Here is a 22,049-nt window from a genome sequence, read left to right as displayed (position 1 = left end):
GTCAGCGCTCCCCCGGGCCCGCCTGATGCCGCGGCATCAGGCGGGCTTTGCGGTGATGTCCCCGTTGCTGGTGGTCAGGTCCAGCTGGAAGCGTCCCGCCGGGTCCTGGGCGATGCCCAGGTGTTTGTCGCCGTTGCTGGTCTGTGCGGAGACGCGGTACGGGCCCTTCGGCAGTTGCAGGGTGATGGTGCCGTTGGACGTCCTCGCCCGGACGTTCTGGGCGACGGCCGGGGTCAGATCGATCTCCCCGTTGGAGGTCTGCGCCGTGATGCGCTTGCCCGCCAGGCCGCGTCCGGTGATCCCGCCGTCGGAGGTCCGTGCGTCGACCGTGCCGGCCACGCCGTCCAGGTCGATGTCCCCGGAGCTGGTGGTCACCTTCACCGGGCCCACCCCGCTCAGATCCACCGCCCCGGAGGAGGTCTCACCGCTGACCGGGATGCCCTTCGGCAGCTCGACCGTGTAGTTCACCGAGCAGTCCTCGCCACAGCCGCCGAGCACCAGCGCCCCGTCCTCGATCCGGTGCGTGGCCCCTTCGGGCCGTTCGCCGTGGTACCTCACCGAGCGGTGGACCGAGACCCTGCCGCCGCCCTTGCCGCCGTGCACCGTAAGGCCCCCGGAGGTGCTGTCCAGCCGGATGGCCGTGATCTTCTTCGACACCACGGCGTCGTCCTTCAGGGTCTTCCCGGGCAGCACTCCGCAGGCGCTGATGCCGCATGCCCCGAGGGCGGCCATCGTGAGGACCCCGATATAGCGGACGCGCTTGCGCATGAATTCCCCCGGAAAGCTCGGTAGTTGGTGCGGCGAGGGGGCGCCCCTGCCCGGTTCCCCGCCACGACGAGGCTAGGGCGGCGGGTACGGCCCCACCATGGGGAAAGCCCCCGGACCGAGGTGTGGTGTGCCCCAGGTGCGGGCCGCGGACGCCGGTGCGAGGATTTTTGTGGGGGCGGTTCATGGGCTGCTTATGGGGGCGGACGAGGAGGCTTCCGGTGACTGCCACGAAGACATGGAACGCCGAGATCAGCATCACCGAGACCGACAGCGAGGTCCGGGCCGAGGCCAGGCTGCGCGGCAAGGACGGCGGGCAGATGGTCGGCCAGGGAGCGGCGCGCTGCAACCCCGCCGACGAGAACATCCCGGCCATCGGGGACGAGCTGGCGGTGGCGCGGGCGATGTCGGACCTCAGCCACCAGCTGCTTCAGCGGGCCGCACACGACATCGAGGTGCACACGGCCCGGCCGGTGGAACGGCTGCGCGTCTGAGGGACGTCGGCGCGGGGGTCGTGGGGCGACCGCGTACCGCCGGGGCCCGTCCGGCATCCGCGTACCGGGTCCGTCCGGCAGGTCACGGGCGGTGCCCAGATGCGGCATGCGTCATGCCGCATGCCGCATGCCGCATGCTGTAGCCGGAGCGCGTCCCCGTCGGCATGACGCGCCCCCCGCGCGCGCCAGGGCACCCGGGCCGGCTGCGGTTCTCAGGGCATGTCCGCCGGGAAGTCCGGCCCGATCGTCAGCGTCACCGCGCCCGGTGCCGCCTCGGCCGACTGCGTGGCCTTGGTGCCGGCGAGACGGGAGGCGAGCACCGCGCTCTGTGTCTTGAGTGCGGCCGGGTAGGTGACGGTGGTCTTGTCCGTCCCCGGGGCGTTGCCGGTGGCGACGACCGTGAAGCCGAGCCCCCGCAGCTGGTCGGCGGCGGAGGCGGCCCGGCCGGGTACGCCGGTCCCGTTGAGGACGCGGACCTGCACGGAGCGCGCGGTCACCGGGTTCTTTGCGGCCTCGGCGAGCTTCTTCTTTCCGGCGGCGCCGATCTCGCGGTCGTGCGCGAGGTCGCTGAAGAGCCGGCCGGCCTGCGGATACTGCCAGACCACATTGGCCTTGTCGGTGGGGACGTCGGCCTCGCGGTAGTAGTTGGGGACGGTCAGGAAGGTGAGGCGGTCGGTGGGGATGTCCTTGACGGTCGCGGCCAGGTCGTAGAGCGGCTTGACGCCGGCCAGGGCGTTGTCGGTGGTGATGGATTTGGTGGCCGAGTCCAGGAAGTCGTAGAGCTCGCCGGGGCTGGTGAGCTTGGACTGGGCCTTGGCGCCCAGCGCCTTCATGAACTCCTGCTGGCGGCCGATGCGGCCGAGGTCGGAGCCGTCGCCGACGCTGTAGCGGGTGCGGACGTAGCCGAGCGCCTTCTCGTCCCGGACGTTCTGGCAGCCCGCGTCCATGTCCAGATGGGCCTTCTTGTCGTGGATGGCGTGCTTGGGGCAGACCTCTATGCCGCCCAGCGCGTTGACCATGCCCTTGAAGCCCTGGAAGTCGACCGAGGTGAAGTGGTCGATGCGCAGCCCGGTGTTCTTCTCGACGGTCTTGATCGTGCAGGCGGCGGCCTTGCGGATGCTGCCGGAGTCACCGCCGATCGAGAACGCCTCGTTGATCTTGAAGTGGTGCGGGGACGACTTCGAGCCGTTGCCGCGGGTGCAGGCGGGGATCTGCACCCACGAGTCGCGGGGGAAGGACAGCGCGGTCGCCCATTTACGGTCGGCGGCGATGTGCAGCACCATCAGCGTGTCCGACTGCATGGTGCTGAGGTTCTTGCCGTACTTGGCGTTGGCACCCGCGCGGCTGTCGGAGCCGACGACCAGGATGTTCTTGGACCCGGGGCTGAGGTTGACCGGCCGGGCGCCGTCGACCCCGATGTCCACACCGCGGATATTGCCGTCCAGGTGCTGGTAGACCCACGCCCCGACGCCGGCCGTGCCGAGCAGCAGCACGCCGAGCGTGCCGCCGGTCCAGGCGAGGATGCGGCCGCGGCGGGTCATCCGCAGCTTGCCCGTGCCGCCTGTACCGCCCGTGCCGCCCCTCCGGCCGGAGCCGTCGCCGGATCCGCGGGGGCCGCCGGACGGCTTACGGCGCGAGCGGGTGCCGGACTCGCGGGAGGCGTCGCCGGTGGTGCGGGACGATCCGGGTGTCTCGCCGGTGCCCCGTCGGGCCGTCTGCTGGTGCGTCTGCCTGTCATGCACGCCGATGGCCCTTCTGGTCCTTCTGATGCTGGTGATGCGAGTGCTGCTCTACGGGGGAGGGGGCGACAGCGGCGGCCGGCGGTGCCGGCAGGAGGCAGCGGGTCAGGTGCCGGTGCTGGGCAGCAGCAGGATGGACTCGGGGTCGTAACGCAGCCACTGCGGACACGCGCCGCCGGGCAAGGTGCGCAGCCGGCACCACAGTTCGCCCGCGCCGTCCGTCCACCAGGCGTTGATCCGGCCCAACCGCCATCTGCCGTCCGGGTATTGGACCTCCACCGGCTGATAGACCCATCGCACCTCCGCCTCTGGAGGCGGGCAGTCCCAGGTCAGGAGTCCGCACCTCGTCGCCATCTCCCCCTCCGGCCGCGCCTGTTGCGCATCTGCGCGCCACTCTACCGGGAAGTTCTACAGTGTTGTAGAAGTTGCCTGGTACGGACGGCTCACAGCGCGGTGCGCCGCGTCGGCCCGGTGAGGGTCAAGGGTCAGTGTGCCCCTAGAGCGGCGTTGCTGCCTTCAGAACAACGAACAGCGCTACTGCCGCGTTGAGCGCGGAGAGCGCGGAGGCGGCCGTGCCCGCCGCGGCGACCAGGGCCGCCAGTCCGGCCGGGGTCAGGGCCGGCGGCCAGTGGCGGGCCGGCGGCACGGGCCCGAGCAGCGCCGCCACCCGGCGCGGCACCGGGCCCGGTTCGGGCCCCGCGAAGTGCGCCAGCCCCGGTTGCGGCGCGGGCCGCGCGACCAGCGCCGCCTTGCCCACCGCACGGGCGGTCAGCCGCCGGTCGCCGACCACCTGCGCCGCCTCCTCGTCCGCCCAGCGCTCGGTGGCGAAGGCCACCGCGGAACGCAGCGGCAGCAGCAGCGGGTTGACGCAGCCGGCCAGGCGTACGGCGAGCAGATAGCGGTGGTGGCGGCAGTGCAGATGCGCGTGCTCATGGGCGAACAGCGCGCGCCGCTCGTCACCGTCCAGACAGCGCAGCATGCCGCGGGAGACCGCGATCCGGCCGGGCCTGGCGGGGCGTCCGGGGCGGGCCGGGGTGCCGGGCACGGCGTAGGCGTAGGGATCGTCGTCCGGCAGTACCGCGGGGCCGGCGTCGGCCGGCAGCACGTCCAGCGCGCGGTGGGTACGGGCCCGGATGCGGCGGTGGCGGCGGAGCGCGGCGCCGCAGACGTGGAGCGCGGCGGCCAGCAAGGGGATCGCGGCGACACCGGCGACCTCGGCGAACGGGACCGCGGCCCGCACTTCCGGGTCCGACCAGCCGTCGGGCAGCGGATTGCCGGGCAGTTGGGCGGTGCCGACGACCACCAGCAGGCCCAGGCAGAGCGTGCTGCACAGGCCGAGGACGGCGGCGAGCAGGGTCAGCAGACGGGTGGTGGCCCGCGGGTGGAGGTGCTGCTCCGCGAGCCGGGCGATCGGCAGCGCGGTGAGCGGCAGGACGAGCGGCAGGAACACGAAGACGCCCACCGGTCAGCCTCCGCGTGCTTCGTCCGAGGGGTGGTGCCGTCCGGGGGCCGGGGCCGCGTGGGGCTCCTCGGCGCCGGCCAGGTCGTCGGCGGTCGTGAGGTCGTCGGTGGTCGGGAGGCTTTCGGCCGGGCCGGGGCCGTCGGCCGCGTCGCGGTCGAGGAGGGTGCGCAGCAATTGCTCGTCGTGCGCGGAGAGCGCGGAGACGAAGCTGGTCAGTACGGCGTCCCGGTCCGGTTCGCCGTCCAGGACGCGGCGCATCCGCAGCGCGGCGAGCCCGGCCTCGTCGGCGGCCGGGGTCCAGACGTAGGCGCGGCCGGAGCGCTCGCGGGTGACGGCCTGCTTGGCGTGCAGCCGGGACAGGATCGTCATCACGGTCGTGTACGCGAGGTCGCCGCCGAGCCGTTCCTGTACCCAGGCGGCGGTGACCGGTCCCGGCGAGTGGTGCAGCGCGTCCAGGACCTGGGCTTCCAGCTGGCCCTGCCCCCGCCTGCGGGCGCGTTCCCGTCCGGAGCCGCCGAAGTTCCCGAAGGCCTTCCCGCCCATACCGTCGCCTCCCGTCGCGCCGGGTGTCCCGCGGGCCGGGACGTCGGGGCATCTTACTGAGTGGCCGGATCCGGGCGGTGGTCCGTTCGGGCGTAGCCGGACGCCGCAGATTCCCGGCACCGTACTTCTACACTCCTGTAGTTTTCGAGGCTCACCCGGAATGCAGGCAACACCTGGAGGGAAGCCATGGGAGTCTCGCTGGCCAAGGGCGGCAACGTCTCGCTGTCGAAGGAAGCGCCCGGACTGACCGCGGTCACGGTCGGCCTCGGCTGGGACGTACGGACGACGACGGGCGCGGACTACGACCTGGATGCCAGTGCGCTGCTGTGCACCGAGGCGGGCAAGGTCGTCTCGGACGCCCACTTCGTCTTCTACAACAACCTCACCAGCCCCGACGGCTCGGTGCAGCACACCGGCGACAACACGACCGGCGAGGGCGAGGGGGACGACGAGTCCATCGACGTCACGCTGTCCGGAGTGCCCGCCGAGATCGCAAAGATCGTCTTCCCGGTCTCCATCCACGACGCGGAGAGCCGGGGACAGAGTTTCGGCCAGGTCCGCAATGCCTTCATCCGCGTCGTCAACAAGGCGGACGGGGCGGAGCTGGCCCGCTACGACCTGAGCGAGGACGCCTCGACCGAGACCGCGATGGTCTTCGGGGAGCTCTACCGGCACGGCGAGGAGTGGAAATTCCGGGCCGTGGGCCAGGGCTATGCCTCCGGCCTGGCGGGCATCGCGGCGGACTTCGGCGTCAACGTCTGAGTGAGGCGCCCTCGGGGGGCAGGGGAGGGGGACGAGGGCCGGAGCGAAATCTACAGGTTTGTAGAGGTCGCCCGCTCTCGGCCCTCTCCCTCGGCCTCCCTCCCTGCCTCCCCCTCGGCCTTCCTCCCGGCCTTCCTTCCTCCTTCCTCCCTGCCTGCCTCTCAGCGCCGCTCACCTCTTCGCCCATAACTGCCCATAGCGGGATGCACAGGGCCCCCGCGGGGTACCTTGGAAGCACCGGAACACCGAAGGATGCCCAGGGATGCCGCGGGATACGAGGTATTCGGTGAGGTGAGCTCCATGCAGACTCTGTTGACCGTGGTCGTGCTGCTGGCGCTGGTCGCGCTGGGCGCGCTCTTCATCGCCCGGGTCAATGCCCAGGGAGCCGGCCGGATGGCCACCCACCGGTACACGGACTGGAAGCAGTCGATGCGGCAGCGGAAGCACAAGCGGCCGCGCGATGAGGCGGGCCACGAATCGCCGGTATCCAGCCCACCGTCACCACCCCCGGGTAAGGCGGGCGACGAACCGTGACGTCCACTGCCCGAGGCCTCCCGTCGCCACAGGACTACGACGGCACCTCGCCGTTCCCCGACAGCGGTGCCGCACCTCCGACCGATAGCGGCCGCCGTATGTACGTCACGGTGACCGGCATCATCGTCGTCGCCCCGTTCGTGGGCCTGGGCATTGCGATCCCCCTCCTGTGGGGCAGCGTCGTACACCTCACCGACCTCGTGCTGCTGGCCGTCTTCTACGTCATCAGCGGCCTGGGCGTCACCATCGGCTTCCACCGGGGCCTCACCCACGGCAGCTACACCGCCGCTCCCGCACTGCGCGTCGCGCTCGCCCTCGCGGGATCGCTCAGCTTCCAGGGCGATGTCATCGACTGGGTGGCCACCCACCGTCGCCACCACGCCTACACCGACCGCCCCGGCGATCCGCACTCCCCCTATCGCTACGGCACCAGCCTGCGCGGCCAGCTGCGCGGACTGGTCCACTCGCACATCGGCTGGCTGTTCGGCAACGACCCCACCTCACACCGCCGCTTTGCGCCCGATCTGCTCGCCGACCCCGGAATCCGTGCGGTGGACCGGGCGTTCCCCGTGCTGTGTCTGCTCACGCTCGGCCTGCCGTTCGCGCTGGGCTGGGCGCTCGGCGGCTCCTGGGTCACCGCGCTGACCGCCCTGCTGTGGGCGGGGTTCATCCGGATCGCGCTGCTGCACCACGTCACCTGGAGCGTCAATTCGCTCTGCCATGTCATCGGCGAGCGGCCGTTCCGCACCCGGCGCCACGACCGGGCGACCAACCTGTGGCCGCTGGCTCTGCTGTCGTTCGGCGAGAGCTGGCACAACCTGCACCACGCCGACCCGACCTGCGCCCGGCACGGCGTCGACCGCGGTCAGATCGACGTGTCCGCCGCCGTCATCCGGCTCTTCGAACGCCTCGGCTGGGTCCGGGACGTGCGCTGGCCCGACCCCGCACGGGTGGCGGCCCGCCGTATCAGGAGCACCGCATGACCACTGCCAGGGGCTCTCCCGGCCCAGCCCCTTCCCGGCACCACACGCCACCTCCCGTCGCCCGCCTGGCCATCGCCCCGCACACCGATACGGTGCGCTGCATCGACGGTGTCTGGTGGCCCCATTCGGTCGACCTGCTGGCCGAACTCCCCGAACTGCTGGCCGCATTGCCCTTCGACTGGCCCCGGATCACCCACGCCACGGTGAACGGCGCGGCCTGGTGCGCTCTCCCCGCCCACATCCTCGTCGAGGGCCATGTCGTCCGCCTCCGCAGAACCACCGGCCGCCCGGGCCCGGACACCGTCTGCCTGGTCTCCCCCGGCCACGGCCGCTGGGACCTGCTGATCATCCCGCCCGAGACCCCCGAGCCCGAGGCCGTCCACATGATGGCGGAGATGGCTCGCACGGGGGAGCTGGCACCGGCCTGAGCGGGGCAGTGAGCGGGACGGCGCCACGTCAACTCGCAGCCGTGTGCGGCTGTTTCACGTGAAACAGCCGCGACGGGCCCGAGGCGGTGGCCGCCGGACCCCACCCAGGGCCTGTCGTGTGGATCAGGCCCTAACCGAGAATCCCCCGGTCGTAGGCCACCGCCACCGCCGCGGCCCGGTCCTTCGCACCCAACTTGCCGTAGATGTGCGTCAGATGGGTCTTGACCGTCGCCTCGCTGATGAACAGCACGGCGGCGATCTCACGGTTCGAGGTGCCCTTGGCGACGAGGGCCAGGACCTCGCGCTCGCGGGCGCTGAGCGGTTCGTTGCCCGGTGAGCGGACCCGTGAGACCAGACGGGAGGCGACCGCGGGCGAGAGGACCGTACGGCCCTCGGCCGCCGCACGGACGGCCGTGAACAGTTCCTCGCGAGGGGTGTCCTTGAGGAGGTAGCCGGTGGCGCCGGCCTCGATCGCCGGGAGGGTGTCGGAGTCGGTGTCGTACGTCGTGAGCACCAGCACCTTGCAGCGCGACGCCCGGCGCGCCAGCTCGGTGATGGCCGCCACCCCACCGCCGCCCGGCATCCGCAGATCCATCAGGACCACATCGGGGTCGAGGCGGGCGGCGAGCTCCACCCCCTCGATGCCGTTGCCGGCCTCACCCAGCACCTCGAAGCCGGGGGCGGAGGAGAACATGCCGCGCAGACCGTCCCGGACGACGGGGTGGTCGTCGACGATGAGGACGGTGACGGTGGCCCGCTCGGTCCGCTCCGTGTGCTCAGCCATGGCGGACCAACGGTACGCGAGCGGATATGGCTGTTCCCCGGCCCGGTTCGGACTCGATGCCGACGGCGCCCGCGATCCGTTCGGCGCGTGTCCGCATCCCGCCGAGGCCGAAGCCGCCGGTGCGTTCGCGGGGCGGCAGCGTCGCCGGGTCGAAGCCGCGGCCGTCGTCGCGGACGTCCAGGGTCACCTCGTCCCCCATGTACGAGAGGGTGACGCCGACCCGCGAAGCGGCCGCGTGCCGACGGGTGTTGGCCAGGCCCTCCTGGGCGATCCGCAGCAGGGTGGCCTCGACCTCGTCGTGCAGCGGCTCGGCGGTCCCGGTGACGGTGAACTCGGCACGTACGCCCGCCACCGCCGACCATTCCTCGACGGTCCGGCGCAGGGCATCCGGAAGTGCGGCATGTTCCAGCACTCCGGGGCCCAGGTCGTGCACGGAGCGACGGGCCTCGCCGAGGCTTTCGCGGGCCAGTGCCACGGCGCGCCGGGCGTGCCCGCGGGCGGCCACCGGATCGCTGCTCTCGGTGGCGGCCTCCAGCTGCGTGATGATGCCGGCCAGGCCCTGCGCGAGCGTGTCATGGATCTCCGCGGCCAGCCGGCGGCGCTCATCGGCGATACCCGCTTCCCGCGCCTGGACGAGCAGCTGGGCGTGGAGACCGACGTTCTCCTCCAGCGCCGCCTCCAGCCGGGCGTTGGTGCGCTCCAGCTCGGCGATGGTGGCGGCATTCGCCGCGGCGTGTTCGGCCTCCTGGACGGCGATCCGGCTGAAGACCAGTACCAGCGGGGCGTTGAGGACGTACAGCAGCCCGAAGGCCACCCAGTTCACGGCACTCGCCGGGGGCAGCCCCCCGGACTGCGAGCCGGCCATGATCACCGCGGTGGCCAGCAGCCCCGCGCGTACGAAGCGCGGCGGCAGCAGATGCGGGGCGTCGAAGTAGCCGAGCACCGCGTAGATCGCGAAGAAGGGGTTCAGCCAGGTCAGCACGAAGGCCAGCAGATAGCGGACGAGGTAGTGAAACGGCCCGGCCGGTGACTGCGGGGGCTTCCGGTGGCCGGTCCGGCTCCACCACACCTGGAGCGCCAGCGCAGCCGCCACCAGCACCCCCGCCACATACACCTCGTCCCCCGGCAGCAGCGGATCCGCCGACGCGGCCGAGGTCAGGGCCCCGAGGCCGAGCAGGGGGTAGCCGCCCCACCGCCGGAAATTGCGGTCCCACGCCTGCTGCTCGCGGCTGCGCGACTGCGTGAGCGTGGGAGAGGTGCGCGGCACCTGTGGGCCGGCGACGGGCTCCGCCGCCCCGTCCTTGCTGTCGACGCTTGCCATGCGGGCAGTGTCCCCCGGGCGGTGTGCGGACACCCAGACTCCGGTTGCCACCCTCACTCCCAACGGAAGCGACGCCGGGCGACCCGGCCCAGTACGAGGGTCCACACCGTCAGCACGGCGAGATGCGACCAGCCGGGCCAGTGGCCGGACGCGGCCTGGTTGAGTGCCTGCGAGGCGGCACCGAACGGCACCAGCTGGACGATCTGCTGGAGCATGTCCGGCATGGCCTGGACCGGGCCCCACACGCCCGCCGTGAACATCATCGGGAAGAACACCGCCGAGCCCGCCACACTCGCCGCCTTGGTGGTCGGGGAGAGCGCGCAGAGCAGACAGCCCACGGCGAGCGCGCTGCACAGGGTCAGGAAGGCCGCCAGCACATAGCCGATGAGCTGTTCGGGCAGCGCCACACCGAAGGCGAGGCGGCCGACGGCGAGCGCCAGCGTCATGGAGACCACGGTGGCCGCGCCGTGCAGGGTGATCTGCGCGCCGAGCAGCGCCGCGGGCCGTACCGGGGTCGTCGACATCCGGCGCAGGATGCCGCGCTCCCGATAGCCCGTCAGCACCGCGGGCATCACCTGGATTCCGGTGGTGATCGCGGCGAGCAGCAGCGCCACCGGCACATACAGATCGATGATCCGCCGGCCGCCCATCGACGGATTGGCCTCGCGGAAGGACGGGATCAGGCCGAGGATGACCAGCAGCAGGGTCGGAAAGACCAGGATCCAGAACAGGGATCCGGGCTCGCGCAGGAACAGCCGGGCCTCGGTCTGCAGGACGGCGCGCGCGGCGGCCCGGGGCTTCGGCGGGGCAGCCGTATGTGTCGGGGCGGGCGTGGCGGGCACGGCGGGCACCTCAGGCTTCCTGTGCGGTCAGATCGAGAAAGGCGTCGTCGAGCGTGGCGTCGCCGACCCGTAGTTGCCGGGCGGTGATGCGGTGCCGGGCCAGCAGGGAGATCACCGCGTCGACGGTGGCGTCCGTCCCGTGGATCACCAGCCGCTCATCGGCGGAGCCCGCCGCCCCCCGTCCGTCGGTCCGGCCGCTCCGTTCCACGGACCCGAGCTGCGGCAGCGCCGCCAGTTCGGCCGGGTCGAGCGGCGCCGACGGCGTGAAGGAGATGACGACGGACCGCGAGGCCTTGCTGATCAGACCCGCCGGGCTGTCCAGCGCGGCGACCCGGCCGCGGTCGATCACCGCGATCCGGTCGCACAGCCGCTGGGCCTCTTCCATGAAGTGGGTGACCAGCAGCACCGTCACCCCGGAGTCACGGATCTCCTCGATCAGCTGCCAGGTGTCCCGGCGGGCCCGCGGATCGAGGCCGGTGGTCAGTTCGTCGAGCACCACCACCCGCGGATTGCCGATCAGCGCGAGCGCGATGAACAGCCGCTGCTTCTGGCCGCCGGAGAGCTTGCCGAAGCGGGCGGTGAGCCGGTCGGTGAGACCGAGCCGCTCGACGAGCTGCCGCCAGTCGGCCGGGCGCGGGTAGCAGGCGGCGTAGAGCTCCAGCGCTTCCCGCACGGTGAGTTTGGCCTGTAGCTCGCTCTCCTGGAGCTGGGAGCCCAGGATCTGGGTGACCCGGTCATGGTCCGCGACCGGGTCCAGCCCGCCCACGCGCACCGTCCCGCCGTCCGGGACACGGAGGCCCTCGACGCACTCGACGGTCGTCGTCTTGCCGGCGCCGTTCGGGCCGAGGACGCCGAAGATCTCCCCTTCCTCCACCGCGAAGGAGACCTCGTCGACCACGGCCCGGCCCCCGTAGACCTTGCGCAGCCCGGTGACTTCGATGATTGCCATAACCCGAGAATCCGCCCGACGCACCCGGTGGCACATCGCCCATCGCGCTCGGAACGGCATCAACCGATCGGTTGACCGGGGCCTACGATCTGCCGCCCGCCTGCCGTCCGACGGCTGTGGCTACTGCGTACGGGTGGTGTTCATCAGAAGAACGCCGATCCTGGGGCGTCGGTCCGTGAATCCTCCCATTGCGTACTCATCATAAGAAAACGCAACAGAAGCGACGCCATCAAAGCGGTGCACCGGAAGCGGCGCAACTGAAGCGAAGCAACAGAGGAAGCACAACAGAAGCAGACGCAACGGATCTCTCGGGGAGATCCCGACCGAAAGTGAGGGGCCATGGCTGCGACCAAGGTCATGAAGTTCTGGGCGGTGTGCCTTGCCATGCTGGGCAAGCTGCTGGCATCACTGGGTGTCTCCGCTGCGGCGTCGGCCGCGCGCCGGGACGCCGCACTGTACGAGCGGACCCTGGGCAACGGGAAGGCGGGCACCGACGCCCCGGGTACCGAGGCCCCGGAGGCGGTGCACTGCGCCGTGCCGGATCCCGGGCCAGGGACTCCTGCCGTGCCCGCGCCGCGCGCCGTACCGCTGTTCGGCCAACCCGACCCCGCCCGGCGGATGTTCGCCCGGCCCGAGCTGCCGCCGACGATCAAGCAGCGCATCAGCGCCGAGGCCCATGGCACCTCGCCCGGCCTGCGCAGCCGCACTCGCACCCGCACCGAGCCGCTGGTGGCCGATGAGCTCACCGACTCGGCCGGGGCCGCGCCGGACCGCGGTGCCGAGGCGGATGCACGCACAGCGGCCGTCCCGGCGGCCCGCCGTCATGCGTCCACCGCTCGCGTCCTCTGAACCGGCCGGCAGCCGCTGTGCAGCCGGCCCCACCAGCCCTGCAAAGGGGCGAAACGGCGCGTGACAGCTCTCGCGTGACAGCTCTACGGAACTGATCCACCCGAAAGCGGATCCAGGAGTAACCGCTCAGGCCCGAGCCGGACTTCGGCACGGAGGCCCGAGCCAGAGGACGACGCAGTAGCCGGCGATGAACTGCAAGCCGGTGATGAACCGCAGGCCGGTGACGAACCGCAGGCCGGCGATGAACTGCAGGCCGACATGTTCCACGTGAAACATCCGCAGACGTGAACCGCACGGAGATGCCGCAACACCCACAGACGTGAACCACCCACAGACGTGAACCACCCACAGACTTGAACCACCCACAGGCGTGACCCACCCACTGGCGTGAACCGCCCGCGATTCGCCCGGAGTTCTATCGCTCAGCCCCCGACCGGGGCACCGGTCCCCGGACCCCCTCCCAGCTCCAGCCCGAGCTCCGCACGCAGCGCACGCGTGTCGGGCTTTCCGTTGGCAGTGAGCGGGAAGTGGTCGACGACATGGACCGCATTGGGCTGTTCATACTCCGCAAGGTGCTCGGCGAGCCGTCGGCGCCAGGTGAGCGGGGCCTCGCCATCGGGGTCGGCGACCACGAAGTGCAGTGCACTGCCACGGCGTTGGTCCTCGACCGCCAGTACCTTCACCGGCCGGCCACAGGCTTCGGCACGGCGCTCCAGGCTCTCGGGGTAGAGCGTGAAGCCCAGCCGGTGCACGGCCTGATTGCGGCCCACCACCCGCACGGTGCCCTCGGCGTCGACACTGCCCAGGTCGGCCGTCGGATACCAGGCGTCCGGGTCGACCGGCGTGAGCGAGCCGTCCTCCTGGAGGTAGCCGGCCATCAGCCCGGGGGAGCGCACCTCGATGCCGCCGAGCTCGCCGGGGCCGGCAGCCGTGCCGTCGGGGCGCATGACGCGCAGCCGTACGCCGGGCAGCGGACGCCCGCAGCCGTGCGGCGAGTCGGGGGTGGCCAGCGCGACATTGCCGAGTTCCGTCAGACCGTAGCCGTCCAGGAGTGGGCGGCCCATCGTCGTGTGGAAGGACTCGGCCAGCGGGGTGGGCAGCGGTGCCCCGCCCACGCCCCAGAGCCGTACGCCCGCGAGCCCGGCGCGTACCTCCGGGCGGCGGCGCACCACGCCGAGGAGCGAGTGGTACGTGGACGGGGCGGCGTCCACGGCGGTGGCGCCGTGGGCCGCGGCCTGGCCGACGGCCGCGTCGAGCCGCTGGTAGGGGGTGACCAGCAGGGTGCAACGGGCCAGCCACCACAGCAGGATGACGGAGAGCCCGTATTGGTGCGAGAAGGGCAGCAGGGGCGCGAGGACGTCGTCCTCCCGGTAGCCCATGGCCTGGATGGTGCGCAGCGAGTTGTCGAGGACGGCCCGGCCGGGCTTGATGATGCCCTTGGGGCGCCCGGTGGTGCCCGAGGACCACAGGACGAGGGCGTCGGGGCGGCGGAACCAGGGGGCCAGGTCGACGGCGGCGGGCGGTGGCGCCGGGGCGTCGGCGGCGAGCCGCGGGTAGTGGATGACGTGCCGGTCGGGAATGCCGGGGAAGCCGGTGGCGCGGTCGGCGCCGGTGACCAGCCAGCGGGCGTCGGCCTGACGGCCGGCCGCGGCGGCGTCGGCGGCGGAGAGCCGGTGGTCGAGCGGGATGAGTGAGGTGTCCAGCTGCATCAGGGCCAGCAGCGTGACGACATAGTCGACGCTGTTGTCGCCCTGTACCAGGACCCGGTCGCCGGTCCGGAGGCCGAGCTGTCGTAAGGCGTGTGCGGTGGTTCCTGTCCGGCGGGCGAGTGTCGGGCCGTCGAGGCGGCCGCCGCCGCCGAGCGGGGCCGCGGTGCCGTCGACGAGCCGGGCGGCGGCGACCGGAGGGGCGATGGTGTCGGTCATGGGTGCTCCGATCCCGTGGTGTCGCGAGGGCGCCGGGCGGGCCGCGGTGCGGTGGCCGGGCACAGCAGCGAGGACGTGGTGGTGGCCACCCAGGCGCCGTCCGCGTCCCGGAACTCGCAGTCGAGCGTGAGGAGGGGGCGGCCGGCGAGGGTGGTGGCCGCGACGAGGCGGACGGTGGCGTGCAGGGTGTCGCCGGCGTGTGCGGGGCGGGCGTGGCGCAGCGACTGCGCGCGGTGCACGGTGCCCTCGGTGGCCGTGAAGTCCGGCCGGGCGTTCAGCAGTTGGTCCTCGGCGTCGGCGGCGAGGGTGGCCAGGTAGGTGGGTGGGGCGATGATGTCCGGGTGGCCGAGGGCGCGGGCGGCCGCCGGGTCCGTGTACGCGGGGTGGGGGTCGCCGAGCGCGGCGGCGAACGCGGCGATCCGCTTCCGCTCGATGGCGTACGGGCCGCAGCACAGGGTGGTGGGCGCCGCCGCTCGCTCCGTCATCGCCGCTCAGTCGCCGATCATGTGGTGGCCGCCGTCCGCGTGCACGATCTCGCCGGTGGTGGCGGGCAGCCAGTCCGACAGCAGCGCCACACACGTACGGGCGACCGGCTCGGCGTCCTGCGGGTCCCAGCCGAGAGGGGCGCGGGCCGCCCAGCTCTTCTCGAAGGACGGGCCGTCGCCGCCGATGCCGCGCGCGGCCAGGGTGCGCAGGGGGCCTGCCGCGACGAGGTTGGCCCGTATGCCCTGACCGCCGAGGTCACGCGCCAGATAGCGCGAGCAGGCCTCGAGTCCCGCTTTGGCGACGCCCATCCAGTCGTAGCCGGGCCAGGCGCGGGAGGCGTCGAAGTCGACGCCGACGACGGAGGATCCGGGGCGGAGCAGCGGGCGGCAGGCCATGGTCAGCGCCACCAGGGAGTACGTCGAGGTGTGCAGGGCGGCGGACACATCGCGCCACGGGGCGGTCAGGAAGCCGCCGTCCAGGCAGTTGGCGGGGGCGTTGGCGACGGAGTGCAGGATGCCGTCGACGCCGTCGAGGTGCTCGCCGACGCGGTCGGCGAGGGTGGTGAGCTGCTCTTCGTCCGTGACGTCCAGCTCCACGACGGGGGGCTCCTCCGGCAGCCGCCGGGCGAGCCGGGCGACCAGAGTCGGCCGTCCGTAGGCGGTGAGGACGATCTTGGCGCCCTCCTGCTGGGCGAGCCGCGCCACCGCGTAGGCGATCGAGCTTTCGGTGATCACGCCGGTGATGACCAGCTGCTTTCCGTCGAGCAGACCGCTCATGCGGTTCCTCCGTGTGACTCATCATCGACTTCGGAGTCACTGAAAATAACTCAGAAGCATTGTCCTGGCTTGGTCTTGAAAGGTAGTCGTTGACAACCTATCGGACCTCCAGTTGACTAGAGCAGTCAAGTGTAGTCAAGAGAATGACTCCGTGTCACGGAGGATTCCCATGCCGTGCCGGAGCACGTTGCTTCTCGATGACGCCGCACGCGCCGGGATGCCACGTCTGCCGGCCGGTGAGCTGTGTGCGGTCGTCGGCCTCGCCGCGCCGCGGCCCCGGTGTGCGCCGCACCCGGCCCGCACGGCCCCGGGTCGTGCCCACGACCCGTACCGCCCGTATTCCACAGAGAGGTGACCGTCATGACCGTCCCCACCCGCGAAGAGATCGTTGCTGAACTCGCCGAGATCCTGCACGAGGTGGCCGGCGTGGTGCCGGCGACGGTGACCGAGGAGAAGTCCCTGGTCGAGGAGTTGGATGTGGACTCGCTCGCGATGGCCGAGGTCGTCGTCGTGGCGGAGGAGCGCTTCGGGATCGCGCTGCCCGAAGAGGAGATGAAGGACATGCGCACGGTTTTGGACATAGTGATCCGGGTGGAGAAGCAGCTGGCGTCCTGAGGGATGCCCCCGGCCGGTGCGCTTCTGCCGGTCGCATCCTCCGGCAGAAGCGCACCCGTACAAGGGATGTGAATAAGGGTCAGATTCCCGGCAACGGAAGACCGGCCACTGCTCGACTTGCGGTGGCCAGGGTTCACCGTGCCGCGCCGGGGCTCACTTTGGCGAAATCTGGTAATGGCTCCGGGTAAACCAAAGTTGATTTTCGGTCGTCCCTTGTTGACGCAGGCATAGACCAGGGTTACCTTGAAGATCTCCGGAGGGTAAATCAAATCGACTCAGTGCACTGCTTTCCCGGATGTGACCGGTCCGGAAAGGAGACATGGTGCGAGGGGATCTATGCGGGGGGACCGGCGTTCCTGTGGCGCACATTCGCTCAACCATGACGGTGGCCCGGCCAACTCGCCCTCAGGGGGCGTCAGTTGGGGCCCGTCCCGCTCATCCGAATTAGCCGACGGTTGTTTGCATATATTCTCGAACGTCCCCGGTGACATTCGACAGCCCGACTGCTTAACGGCATTTCTGGGCCGGTTACTGCATTGTTCACCGGGCGATATTCCGGTGACCCGGGACGGCTTCGGACGACCGGTGTTCGCCGAACCGCCCGCCGCCACCGGCTGGCCTCCCGGCGCCCGCCTTTGCCTGGACGCCGCCGCCGACGCGGGCCGGCAGTTCCTGGCCCTGGCCCGGGACCTCCCCGTGGCCCTGTCCGTGCACACCGTTCCGCGCGGACCGGTCGGCGAACTGCTGCTTCCCTTCACGCCGTTGGAGCGCGGCTACGTCCAGGAGGCCCCCCTGGGCCGGCGGGCGCAGCGGCTGGCCCAGCTGTGGACCCGTAAGGAAGCGGCCCTGCGGCTGACCGGACGGGGCGAGCTGGCCGCCGCCGACGCGATCGATGCGCTGAGCGGCGCGCGGGAGGGCAAGATCGTGATTCCCGGCTCCGCGGCCCATCCCGGCCGCACCGCCTACGTCCGGGATCTGCCCGCCGGCCCGCAGAGCGTGGCCTGTGCGGCCACCTCCGACCCGGCACCCGGCGCCAGATTCTGGCGGGCGCCGGAGGCCGGTGCGTACGGCGGCCCGGCGGTCGAGGCGGACAGCGCCGAGGCCACGGACACCGCTACGGCATGAGGACCGCGTGCGGATCCGGCCCCTCGCCCGCCCGGCCGCCGGCGCTCAGCTCGCGCCAGCTCTCCAGCGCCAGCCGGAAGGCCCCGGCCTTCTCGTAGCCCTCGGCGGCCTCCTTGAAGTCGGCCTCCGCGGCCTCCTCGCCACCCTCCGCGCGATGGGCGCGGGCCAGATGGAGCAGACAGCGGGCACGGTCGAGGGGCGTCAGCCCGGCGGCGTCGGGGTCGATCGCGGCGGCCTGGCCGGCGGCCTTCACCGGCTCGTTGCGGCGCAGTGCCGCGGCCGTCTCCAGGACGGCCAGCCACGTCCTGGCGGACGGGGTGTCGATGAGCGCGGCGGCCTGCCGGGCCCGCTCCAGCAGGGCGCCGGCCTCGTCCTGCCCGCCCGCCGCGAGCGCCAGCAGCGTCCGCGCGCGGGCCAGCCGCAGCCGCAGCCGCACCCCGTCCGTCGCGGCGAGCAGCTGCTCCGCCTCGGCCAGCAGCTCCAGCGCCCGGTCCGGATGCCCGCCGAGATACTGCGCACCGGCCACGGCCCACAGCGCGCTCGCCCGCAGTTCGCCGGCCGGCAAGGGTGCGACCTGGGTGTGCAGCTCCGCTCCGAGCTGCTCGGCGCGGCTCCACTCCCCGCTGTCGACGGACACGGACAGCAGCGCCACCTGGGCCTGCGCCCGCTCCGGGCGGCCGGGCTCCAGCTCGCCGGTGACCCGGACCGCTTCCTCGGCGAAGCGGACACCGTCCGCGAGGCGGCCCGCGGCGCGCAGCAGCTGGGAGAGCTCGATGGCGACGCGGGCGTGCAGCACGGGCGCGGAGCGGGTGAGGGGGTCGTCGAGCAGCCGGCGCAGCGCCGCCTCATGGCGGGCCGGGTCGTCGAGCCGCCCGAGGACGGTGGCCAGTTCCCAGCGCGCCTCCCAGCGCACCTCGTCCTGATCGGCGCCGGCCGCTTCCACCACGGACTCCAGCTGCTGCCGGGCCGCGGCCCAGTCGCCGGCCAGCTGGGCGGCGCGGGCGGCCACCAACTGGCCGACCAGGCCGAGGCGCTGGGTCAGCCGGTCCCCCGGCTCGTCGGTGGCGCACAGCGCCTCGACCGTCGTGCCGAGGCGTTCGGCGATGGACCGGGCGATCTTGGCGCTGGGGATTCTGCGGCCGTTCTCGACCAGCGAGACATAGCTGGGGGAGAGATCGTCCCCGGCCAGGTCCCCCTGGGACAGACCCTGAGCGCGCCGGACCTCCCGCACTCGCTTACCGAAAGCAGGCTGCTCAATCGTCAAGAAAATCGCTCGCAGTTGAGTGGGGCGGACGGACGGTGGCAAGGCGCGGACGGCTGCGGACAGAGGGAACGTGATGACCGCGAGTCTACTCACCGGAGGTCCGCTCAGGGGCGCCTGTGGATGGTCTGGCGCCCGACAGGAGTCATTTTTTGTCACTTTCGGAGTACGCCATTCCCGTTTCCGCTGTGCGGGCATCGCGACAGCTGAGAGGCCAGCTCGGGCGCTCGGTACCGGGGAGAGCGGGGAGGTGGGGGGTCTCATGGGCCGGCCGGGAGCGGGGCCGCTTGTCATATGGGACAGTCGAGCGCAATGACTATGCTTGACAATAAATGACTATTGGCTGACGCTGACCCTCCATGGACTACGCCCCGAGGAGGGACATATGAGCTCCGCTCCCGCATGGCCGACCGTGGCCGCCGAGCCGGAGGACAGCACTGACAGCCGACGCGCGGCAGCCGTGCACCGGGTCCGGGACTTCCTGGTGAACGACGCCGGTACCGTGCACGATCTGCTGTGCGAGATCTCCACCCACCGCGCCGCGCGCTACGAGATCGAGTCGACCGTCGCCACCCTCGACGGGGCCCTGGACGAGGTGGCCGCCCACCGGCCCGGCCGGGTCCCCCGGCTGGCCGCCTTCATGCCGTCGAACGTCATCCTCTACTCCTACGCCCTCTACCTCCTGGTCCCCGCGCTCTACACCGACCGGCTGGTCTTCCGTCCCTCCAGCCGCGTCAAGGACCAGATGCACCGGCTGCACACCCTGCTCGCCGAGCAGCACGGTCTGCCCATCACCCTCTCCGGCGCCAGCCAGCGGGAATTCCTGCAGGATCACGTACGCCCCGCCGATGTCGTCGTCTTCACCGGCGCCTACGCCAACGCCGAACAGATCCGCGCCCAGCTCTCCCCCGGGCAGCTCTTCCTCTTCCTCGGCTCCGGCGTCAACCCGTTCGTCGTCGCCCCCGGCGCCGATGTCGAGCAGGCGGCCCGCGACGCCATCGCCATCCGGGTCCTCAACACCGGCCAGGACTGCCTGGGCCCCGACCTGTTCACCGTCCATGAGTCGCTGCTCGACCCCTTCGTCGACGCCCTGGTCAGCGAGCTGAAGGGGCTGCGCTACGGCCCGTATTCCGACCCGGACGCCGACTTCGGGCCGATCTTCTACGAGAGCGCGCTGGAGGACGGCGCGCAGTTCCTGGCCCGTAACCGCGGCGGCATCGTGCACGGCGGGCATGTCGACTTCCGCGCCCGGCGGCTCGACCCCACCGTCGTCGTCGGCGAGGAGGTCACACCGCGCACCCACGTACCGGAGTTCTTCGCCCCGATCTTCAACATCGCCGGCTACCGCGACCAGGACGCCCTGGCCGCGACCCTCACCACCGGCATGTTCACCGAACGCGCCCTGGGCTCCAGCGTCTACGGTCACGCCCCCGGCCTCGTCGAGGCACTGCGCCGGCGCACCACCGTCACCCTCGACACCACCTTGCTGTCCATCGACGACGGCAACGCCCCGTTCGGCGGCTACGGACGGATGGCCAACTACATCTTCGACGGCGAGGAAGTGCGGGCCGAGCCCGTGCTGATCTCCAAGGCCGTCGCCGCCCACGGTCCGGGAGCCGGCCGATGACCTCGTACACCCACCCCACCGCCTGGGCCGCGATCGCCGACCACCTCCACCACCTGGGCACCGAGGTCGTGTTCGGGCTGCCCGGTGACGACATGGCGCTGCTCGGCGAGCTGGAGCGGTCCGACACCACCGTGGTGCTCTGCCGGGACCAGCGCAACGCCCTGTTCATGGCGACCGGTTACGCGCTCGCGTCGGGCCGTCCCGGTGTCTGCGTGATCGGCAAGGGCCCGGCGCTGACCAATGCGCTCACCGGCGTCCTGGAGGCGCGCTCCGCCGCCGCACCGCTGATCCTCATCGCCGACGGCACCCGGCTCGACCGGCTCGGCACCGGCGCCTTCCAGGAGCTCGACCAGCTGACCGCGGTCCGCCCGTACGTGAAGTGGGCGGCCCGCGTCGACCACGCCGAGCGGCTGCCCGGCGCCCTGGAGAAGGCCGCCGCGCTCGCCGTCAACGGCGCTCCGGGGCCGATCTACCTGGAGCTCGCCGAGCAGATCGCCGCCGAACCGGTCACCCGCAGCGGACCGTGGCGCCCGGCCGCGCCCCAGCGGCCGGCCCCCGACCCGGACGCGCTGGCCGCGACCGCGGCGCGGATCGCCGCCGCCGAGCGGCCGTTACTGCTGGTCGGCGGCGGCGCCCGGCACCGCAACACCGGCCGCCGCATCGAGCGCTTCGCCGAGCGGATCGGCGCCGGCCTCTTCAGTACCGCCTCAGGACGTGGCACGGTCGCCGAGGACCACCCGCTCCACTGCGGTGTCAGCGGCCTCTACACGGTCGCCCCGATGGACGCGCTGTGGCGCGAGGCGGACCTCGTCATCGCGCTGGGCAGCCGGCTGGAGGAGACCGCCACCTTCGGCTGGCCGGAGGACGCCGCTCAACTCCTGGTGATTCAGGCCGTGTTGGGGGAGGAGAGCCTGACCATGGAGCGGCCCGGCGCCCATGTGCTGGGGGACGCCGGACGGATCGTGGACGGCTGGGCGGAGCTGCTGGCCGGTCACCGGCCCGCCGAGGCCTGGCCGGCGCGGGTCCGTGCGGCGCGTGCCGCGCTGGTGCAGCGCGCCGCGGACCGCGCCGAGGAGGCCGCCAAGACGGTGGCCGACGGGGCCGTGCCGGTCGCCCGGGTGCTGGCCGCCCTCGACCGCGCCGTCCCCGCCGACCGGGTCCTCGTCCAGGAGAACGGCCTCCAGGACATGTGGTCGTACTTCTTCCCGCACTGGTCGCTGGGGTCCGGCGGCGGCTCCGTGGTGCCCAGCGAGCAGACCCCGCTCGGCTTCGGCGCGGCCGCCGCGGTGGGCGTACGGCTGGCCGAGCCGGCCGGGCGGCCGGTGGTCGCGGTGGTCGGCGACGGAGCCTTCAACCTCTTCCGCAGCGAGCTGCCCACCGTCGCCGACGCGGGCGCCGCCGTCCTCTATGTCGTCCTCGACAACGGCGGCTACGGCTGGCTCCAGTCCAACCTCGACCGGGTTTCCGGCACTCACTCGCGCTTCGCCTTCACCCGCCCCCGCCCGACCGGAACCGAGGGCCTGACCAGCGCCTATGGCCTGGGATACCGGCGGGTGACGGACGCCGACGAGCTGGCCGGGGCGCTGGCGGACGGCTGGCGGCAGGTCGCGGCCGGGACTACCACCGTGGTGGAGGTCGCGACCGCGCTCGCCGACACCCCGCCGGGGATGACCGCCTCCGCGGGGGACTTCCCGGAGCGGGAGGGCCATCAGCCGGACGGGGCGCCCTAGGGGTCGTCCCTGTCGCCGGACCCTCACCACGGTGGCCGGTCGCTTGCCG

The 22,049-nt window shown here is 72.2% G+C and carries 24 protein-coding genes; 10 read left to right on the top strand and 14 right to left on the bottom strand.

Going from position 1 to position 22,049, the window contains the following annotated elements; genetic code table 11:
- Positions 1–36 precede the first annotated feature (36 nt).
- Positions 37–768 carry a DUF4097 family beta strand repeat-containing protein gene (locus K7C20_RS18405; protein ID WP_030075549.1) on the bottom strand — a complete coding sequence of 244 codons (732 nt, stop codon included), beginning with the start codon at positions 766–768 and terminating at the stop codon, positions 37–39.
- 218 nt (positions 769–986) lie between these two features.
- Here K7C20_RS18405 and K7C20_RS18400 point away from each other — a divergent pair, with 218 nt between their 5' ends.
- Positions 987–1,259, top strand: a complete 273-nt coding sequence (locus tag K7C20_RS18400; protein WP_030075548.1) for a DUF1876 domain-containing protein — start codon at positions 987–989, stop codon at positions 1,257–1,259.
- Between the two features lie 212 nt (positions 1,260–1,471).
- Here the strand turns inward: K7C20_RS18400 and K7C20_RS18395 are convergent, their stop codons facing one another.
- The 4 genes from K7C20_RS18395 to K7C20_RS18380 all read right to left on the bottom strand — a co-directional run bounded on the left by K7C20_RS18395 (position 1,472) and on the right by K7C20_RS18380 (position 5,003).
- A complete protein-coding gene (locus K7C20_RS18395) occupies positions 1,472–2,800 on the bottom strand; it encodes an LCP family protein (RefSeq protein WP_030075547.1) in 1,329 nt (442 codons plus the stop codon).
- Between the two features lie 303 nt (positions 2,801–3,103).
- Positions 3,104–3,352: a hypothetical protein gene (locus tag K7C20_RS18390; protein ID WP_245171391.1), complete on the bottom strand. Its 249-nt coding sequence runs from the start codon at positions 3,350–3,352 to the stop codon at positions 3,104–3,106.
- Positions 3,353–3,494: 142 nt separating this feature from the next.
- Positions 3,495–4,460, bottom strand: a complete 966-nt coding sequence (locus K7C20_RS18385) for a M56 family metallopeptidase (RefSeq protein ID WP_053209550.1) — start codon at positions 4,458–4,460, stop codon at positions 3,495–3,497.
- 3 nt (positions 4,461–4,463) lie between these two features.
- A complete protein-coding gene (locus tag K7C20_RS18380) occupies positions 4,464–5,003 on the bottom strand; it encodes a BlaI/MecI/CopY family transcriptional regulator (RefSeq protein ID WP_053209551.1) in 540 nt (179 codons plus the stop codon).
- Positions 5,004–5,189: 186 nt separating this feature from the next.
- Between K7C20_RS18380 and K7C20_RS18375 the strand changes: the two genes are divergently transcribed.
- From K7C20_RS18375 to K7C20_RS18360, 4 genes are all read left to right on the top strand, one after another.
- Complete coding sequence (locus tag K7C20_RS18375; RefSeq protein ID WP_030075543.1) at positions 5,190–5,765, top strand: TerD family protein; 576 nt, start codon at positions 5,190–5,192, stop codon at positions 5,763–5,765.
- 300 nt (positions 5,766–6,065) lie between these two features.
- Positions 6,066–6,299 carry a hypothetical protein gene (locus K7C20_RS18370; protein WP_245171393.1) on the top strand — a complete coding sequence of 78 codons (234 nt, stop codon included), beginning with the start codon at positions 6,066–6,068 and terminating at the stop codon, positions 6,297–6,299.
- Positions 6,296–7,282, top strand: a complete 987-nt coding sequence (locus K7C20_RS18365; protein ID WP_030075541.1) for an acyl-CoA desaturase — start codon at positions 6,296–6,298, stop codon at positions 7,280–7,282. Before K7C20_RS18370 ends, K7C20_RS18365 begins: the two co-directional genes overlap by 4 nt.
- A complete protein-coding gene (locus K7C20_RS18360) occupies positions 7,279–7,710 on the top strand; it encodes a DUF5994 family protein (RefSeq protein WP_030075540.1) in 432 nt (143 codons plus the stop codon). The genes K7C20_RS18365 and K7C20_RS18360 overlap by 4 nt, the downstream gene beginning before the upstream one ends.
- 130 nt (positions 7,711–7,840) lie before the next feature.
- Here K7C20_RS18360 and K7C20_RS18355 read toward each other — a convergent pair whose 3' ends face one another.
- From K7C20_RS18355 to K7C20_RS18340, 4 genes are read right to left on the bottom strand one after another with little or no spacing between them, the layout of a single operon-like run.
- On the bottom strand, positions 7,841–8,494 hold the full coding sequence (locus K7C20_RS18355) for a response regulator (RefSeq protein WP_030075539.1): 654 nt from the start codon (positions 8,492–8,494) through the stop codon (positions 7,841–7,843).
- A complete protein-coding gene (locus K7C20_RS18350; protein ID WP_078953313.1) occupies positions 8,487–9,815 on the bottom strand; it encodes a sensor histidine kinase in 1,329 nt (442 codons plus the stop codon). Before K7C20_RS18350 ends, K7C20_RS18355 begins: the two co-directional genes overlap by 8 nt.
- Before the next feature lie 53 nt (positions 9,816–9,868).
- On the bottom strand, positions 9,869–10,657 hold the full coding sequence (locus K7C20_RS18345; protein WP_030075536.1) for an ABC transporter permease: 789 nt from the start codon (positions 10,655–10,657) through the stop codon (positions 9,869–9,871).
- A 10-nt stretch (positions 10,658–10,667) separates the two neighbouring features.
- Positions 10,668–11,606 carry an ABC transporter ATP-binding protein gene (locus tag K7C20_RS18340; RefSeq protein ID WP_030075535.1) on the bottom strand — a complete coding sequence of 313 codons (939 nt, stop codon included), beginning with the start codon at positions 11,604–11,606 and terminating at the stop codon, positions 10,668–10,670.
- Between the two features lie 339 nt (positions 11,607–11,945).
- Between K7C20_RS18340 and K7C20_RS18335 the strand changes: the two genes are divergently transcribed.
- The gene (locus K7C20_RS18335) at positions 11,946–12,455 is read left to right on the top strand and encodes a DUF6344 domain-containing protein (RefSeq protein WP_030075534.1); all 510 of its coding nucleotides are present in this window, start codon (positions 11,946–11,948) and stop codon (positions 12,453–12,455) included.
- A gap of 126 nt (positions 12,456–12,581) precedes the next feature.
- On the opposite strand, the gene K7C20_RS18330 is transcribed toward K7C20_RS18335, so the two are convergent.
- The 4 genes from K7C20_RS18330 to fabI all read right to left on the bottom strand — a co-directional run bounded on the left by K7C20_RS18330 (position 12,582) and on the right by fabI (position 15,642).
- Complete coding sequence (locus tag K7C20_RS18330) at positions 12,582–12,731, bottom strand: hypothetical protein (RefSeq protein WP_160328737.1); 150 nt, start codon at positions 12,729–12,731, stop codon at positions 12,582–12,584.
- A 146-nt stretch (positions 12,732–12,877) separates the two neighbouring features.
- Positions 12,878–14,380 (bottom strand): class I adenylate-forming enzyme family protein, encoded by a 1,503-nt coding sequence (locus K7C20_RS18325; protein WP_053209552.1) that lies wholly within the window; start codon positions 14,378–14,380, stop codon positions 12,878–12,880.
- On the bottom strand, positions 14,377–14,865 hold the full coding sequence (locus K7C20_RS18320; protein ID WP_078953314.1) for a MaoC family dehydratase: 489 nt from the start codon (positions 14,863–14,865) through the stop codon (positions 14,377–14,379). Before K7C20_RS18320 ends, K7C20_RS18325 begins: the two co-directional genes overlap by 4 nt.
- Before the next feature lie 6 nt (positions 14,866–14,871).
- Positions 14,872–15,642, bottom strand: coding sequence for an enoyl-ACP reductase FabI (gene fabI / locus K7C20_RS18315; protein ID WP_053209553.1), 771 nt, complete (start codon positions 15,640–15,642; stop codon positions 14,872–14,874).
- A gap of 360 nt (positions 15,643–16,002) precedes the next feature.
- Between fabI and K7C20_RS18310 the strand changes: the two genes are divergently transcribed.
- Both K7C20_RS18310 and K7C20_RS18305 read left to right on the top strand, forming a co-directional pair.
- Positions 16,003–16,257: an acyl carrier protein gene (locus tag K7C20_RS18310; RefSeq protein WP_030075529.1), complete on the top strand. Its 255-nt coding sequence runs from the start codon at positions 16,003–16,005 to the stop codon at positions 16,255–16,257.
- Between the two features lie 558 nt (positions 16,258–16,815).
- The gene (locus tag K7C20_RS18305) at positions 16,816–17,382 is read left to right on the top strand and encodes a 4'-phosphopantetheinyl transferase family protein (protein ID WP_053209554.1); all 567 of its coding nucleotides are present in this window, start codon (positions 16,816–16,818) and stop codon (positions 17,380–17,382) included.
- Here the strand turns inward: K7C20_RS18305 and K7C20_RS18300 are convergent.
- On the bottom strand, positions 17,372–18,613 hold the full coding sequence (locus K7C20_RS18300; protein WP_245171395.1) for a helix-turn-helix domain-containing protein: 1,242 nt from the start codon (positions 18,611–18,613) through the stop codon (positions 17,372–17,374). The two genes, K7C20_RS18305 and K7C20_RS18300, sit on opposite strands and share 11 nt — an antisense overlap.
- 415 nt (positions 18,614–19,028) lie before the next feature.
- On the opposite strand from K7C20_RS18300, the gene K7C20_RS18295 reads away from it, so the two are divergent.
- Entirely contained in the window at positions 19,029–20,270 is a 1,242-nt protein-coding gene (locus K7C20_RS18295) for an aldehyde dehydrogenase family protein (protein ID WP_048828643.1), read from the top strand.
- Entirely contained in the window at positions 20,267–22,000 is a 1,734-nt protein-coding gene (locus K7C20_RS18290; protein ID WP_053209556.1) for a thiamine pyrophosphate-binding protein, read from the top strand. The genes K7C20_RS18295 and K7C20_RS18290 overlap by 4 nt, the downstream gene beginning before the upstream one ends.
- Positions 22,001–22,049 lie beyond the last annotated feature (49 nt).

The sequence above is a fragment of the Streptomyces decoyicus genome (assembly GCF_019880305.1).
GTDB classification, from domain to species: domain Bacteria; phylum Actinomycetota; class Actinomycetes; order Streptomycetales; family Streptomycetaceae; genus Streptomyces; species Streptomyces decoyicus.
Note: the sequence above shows the minus strand (reverse complement) of the source record. Positions and strands in the feature narration are given on the sequence as shown.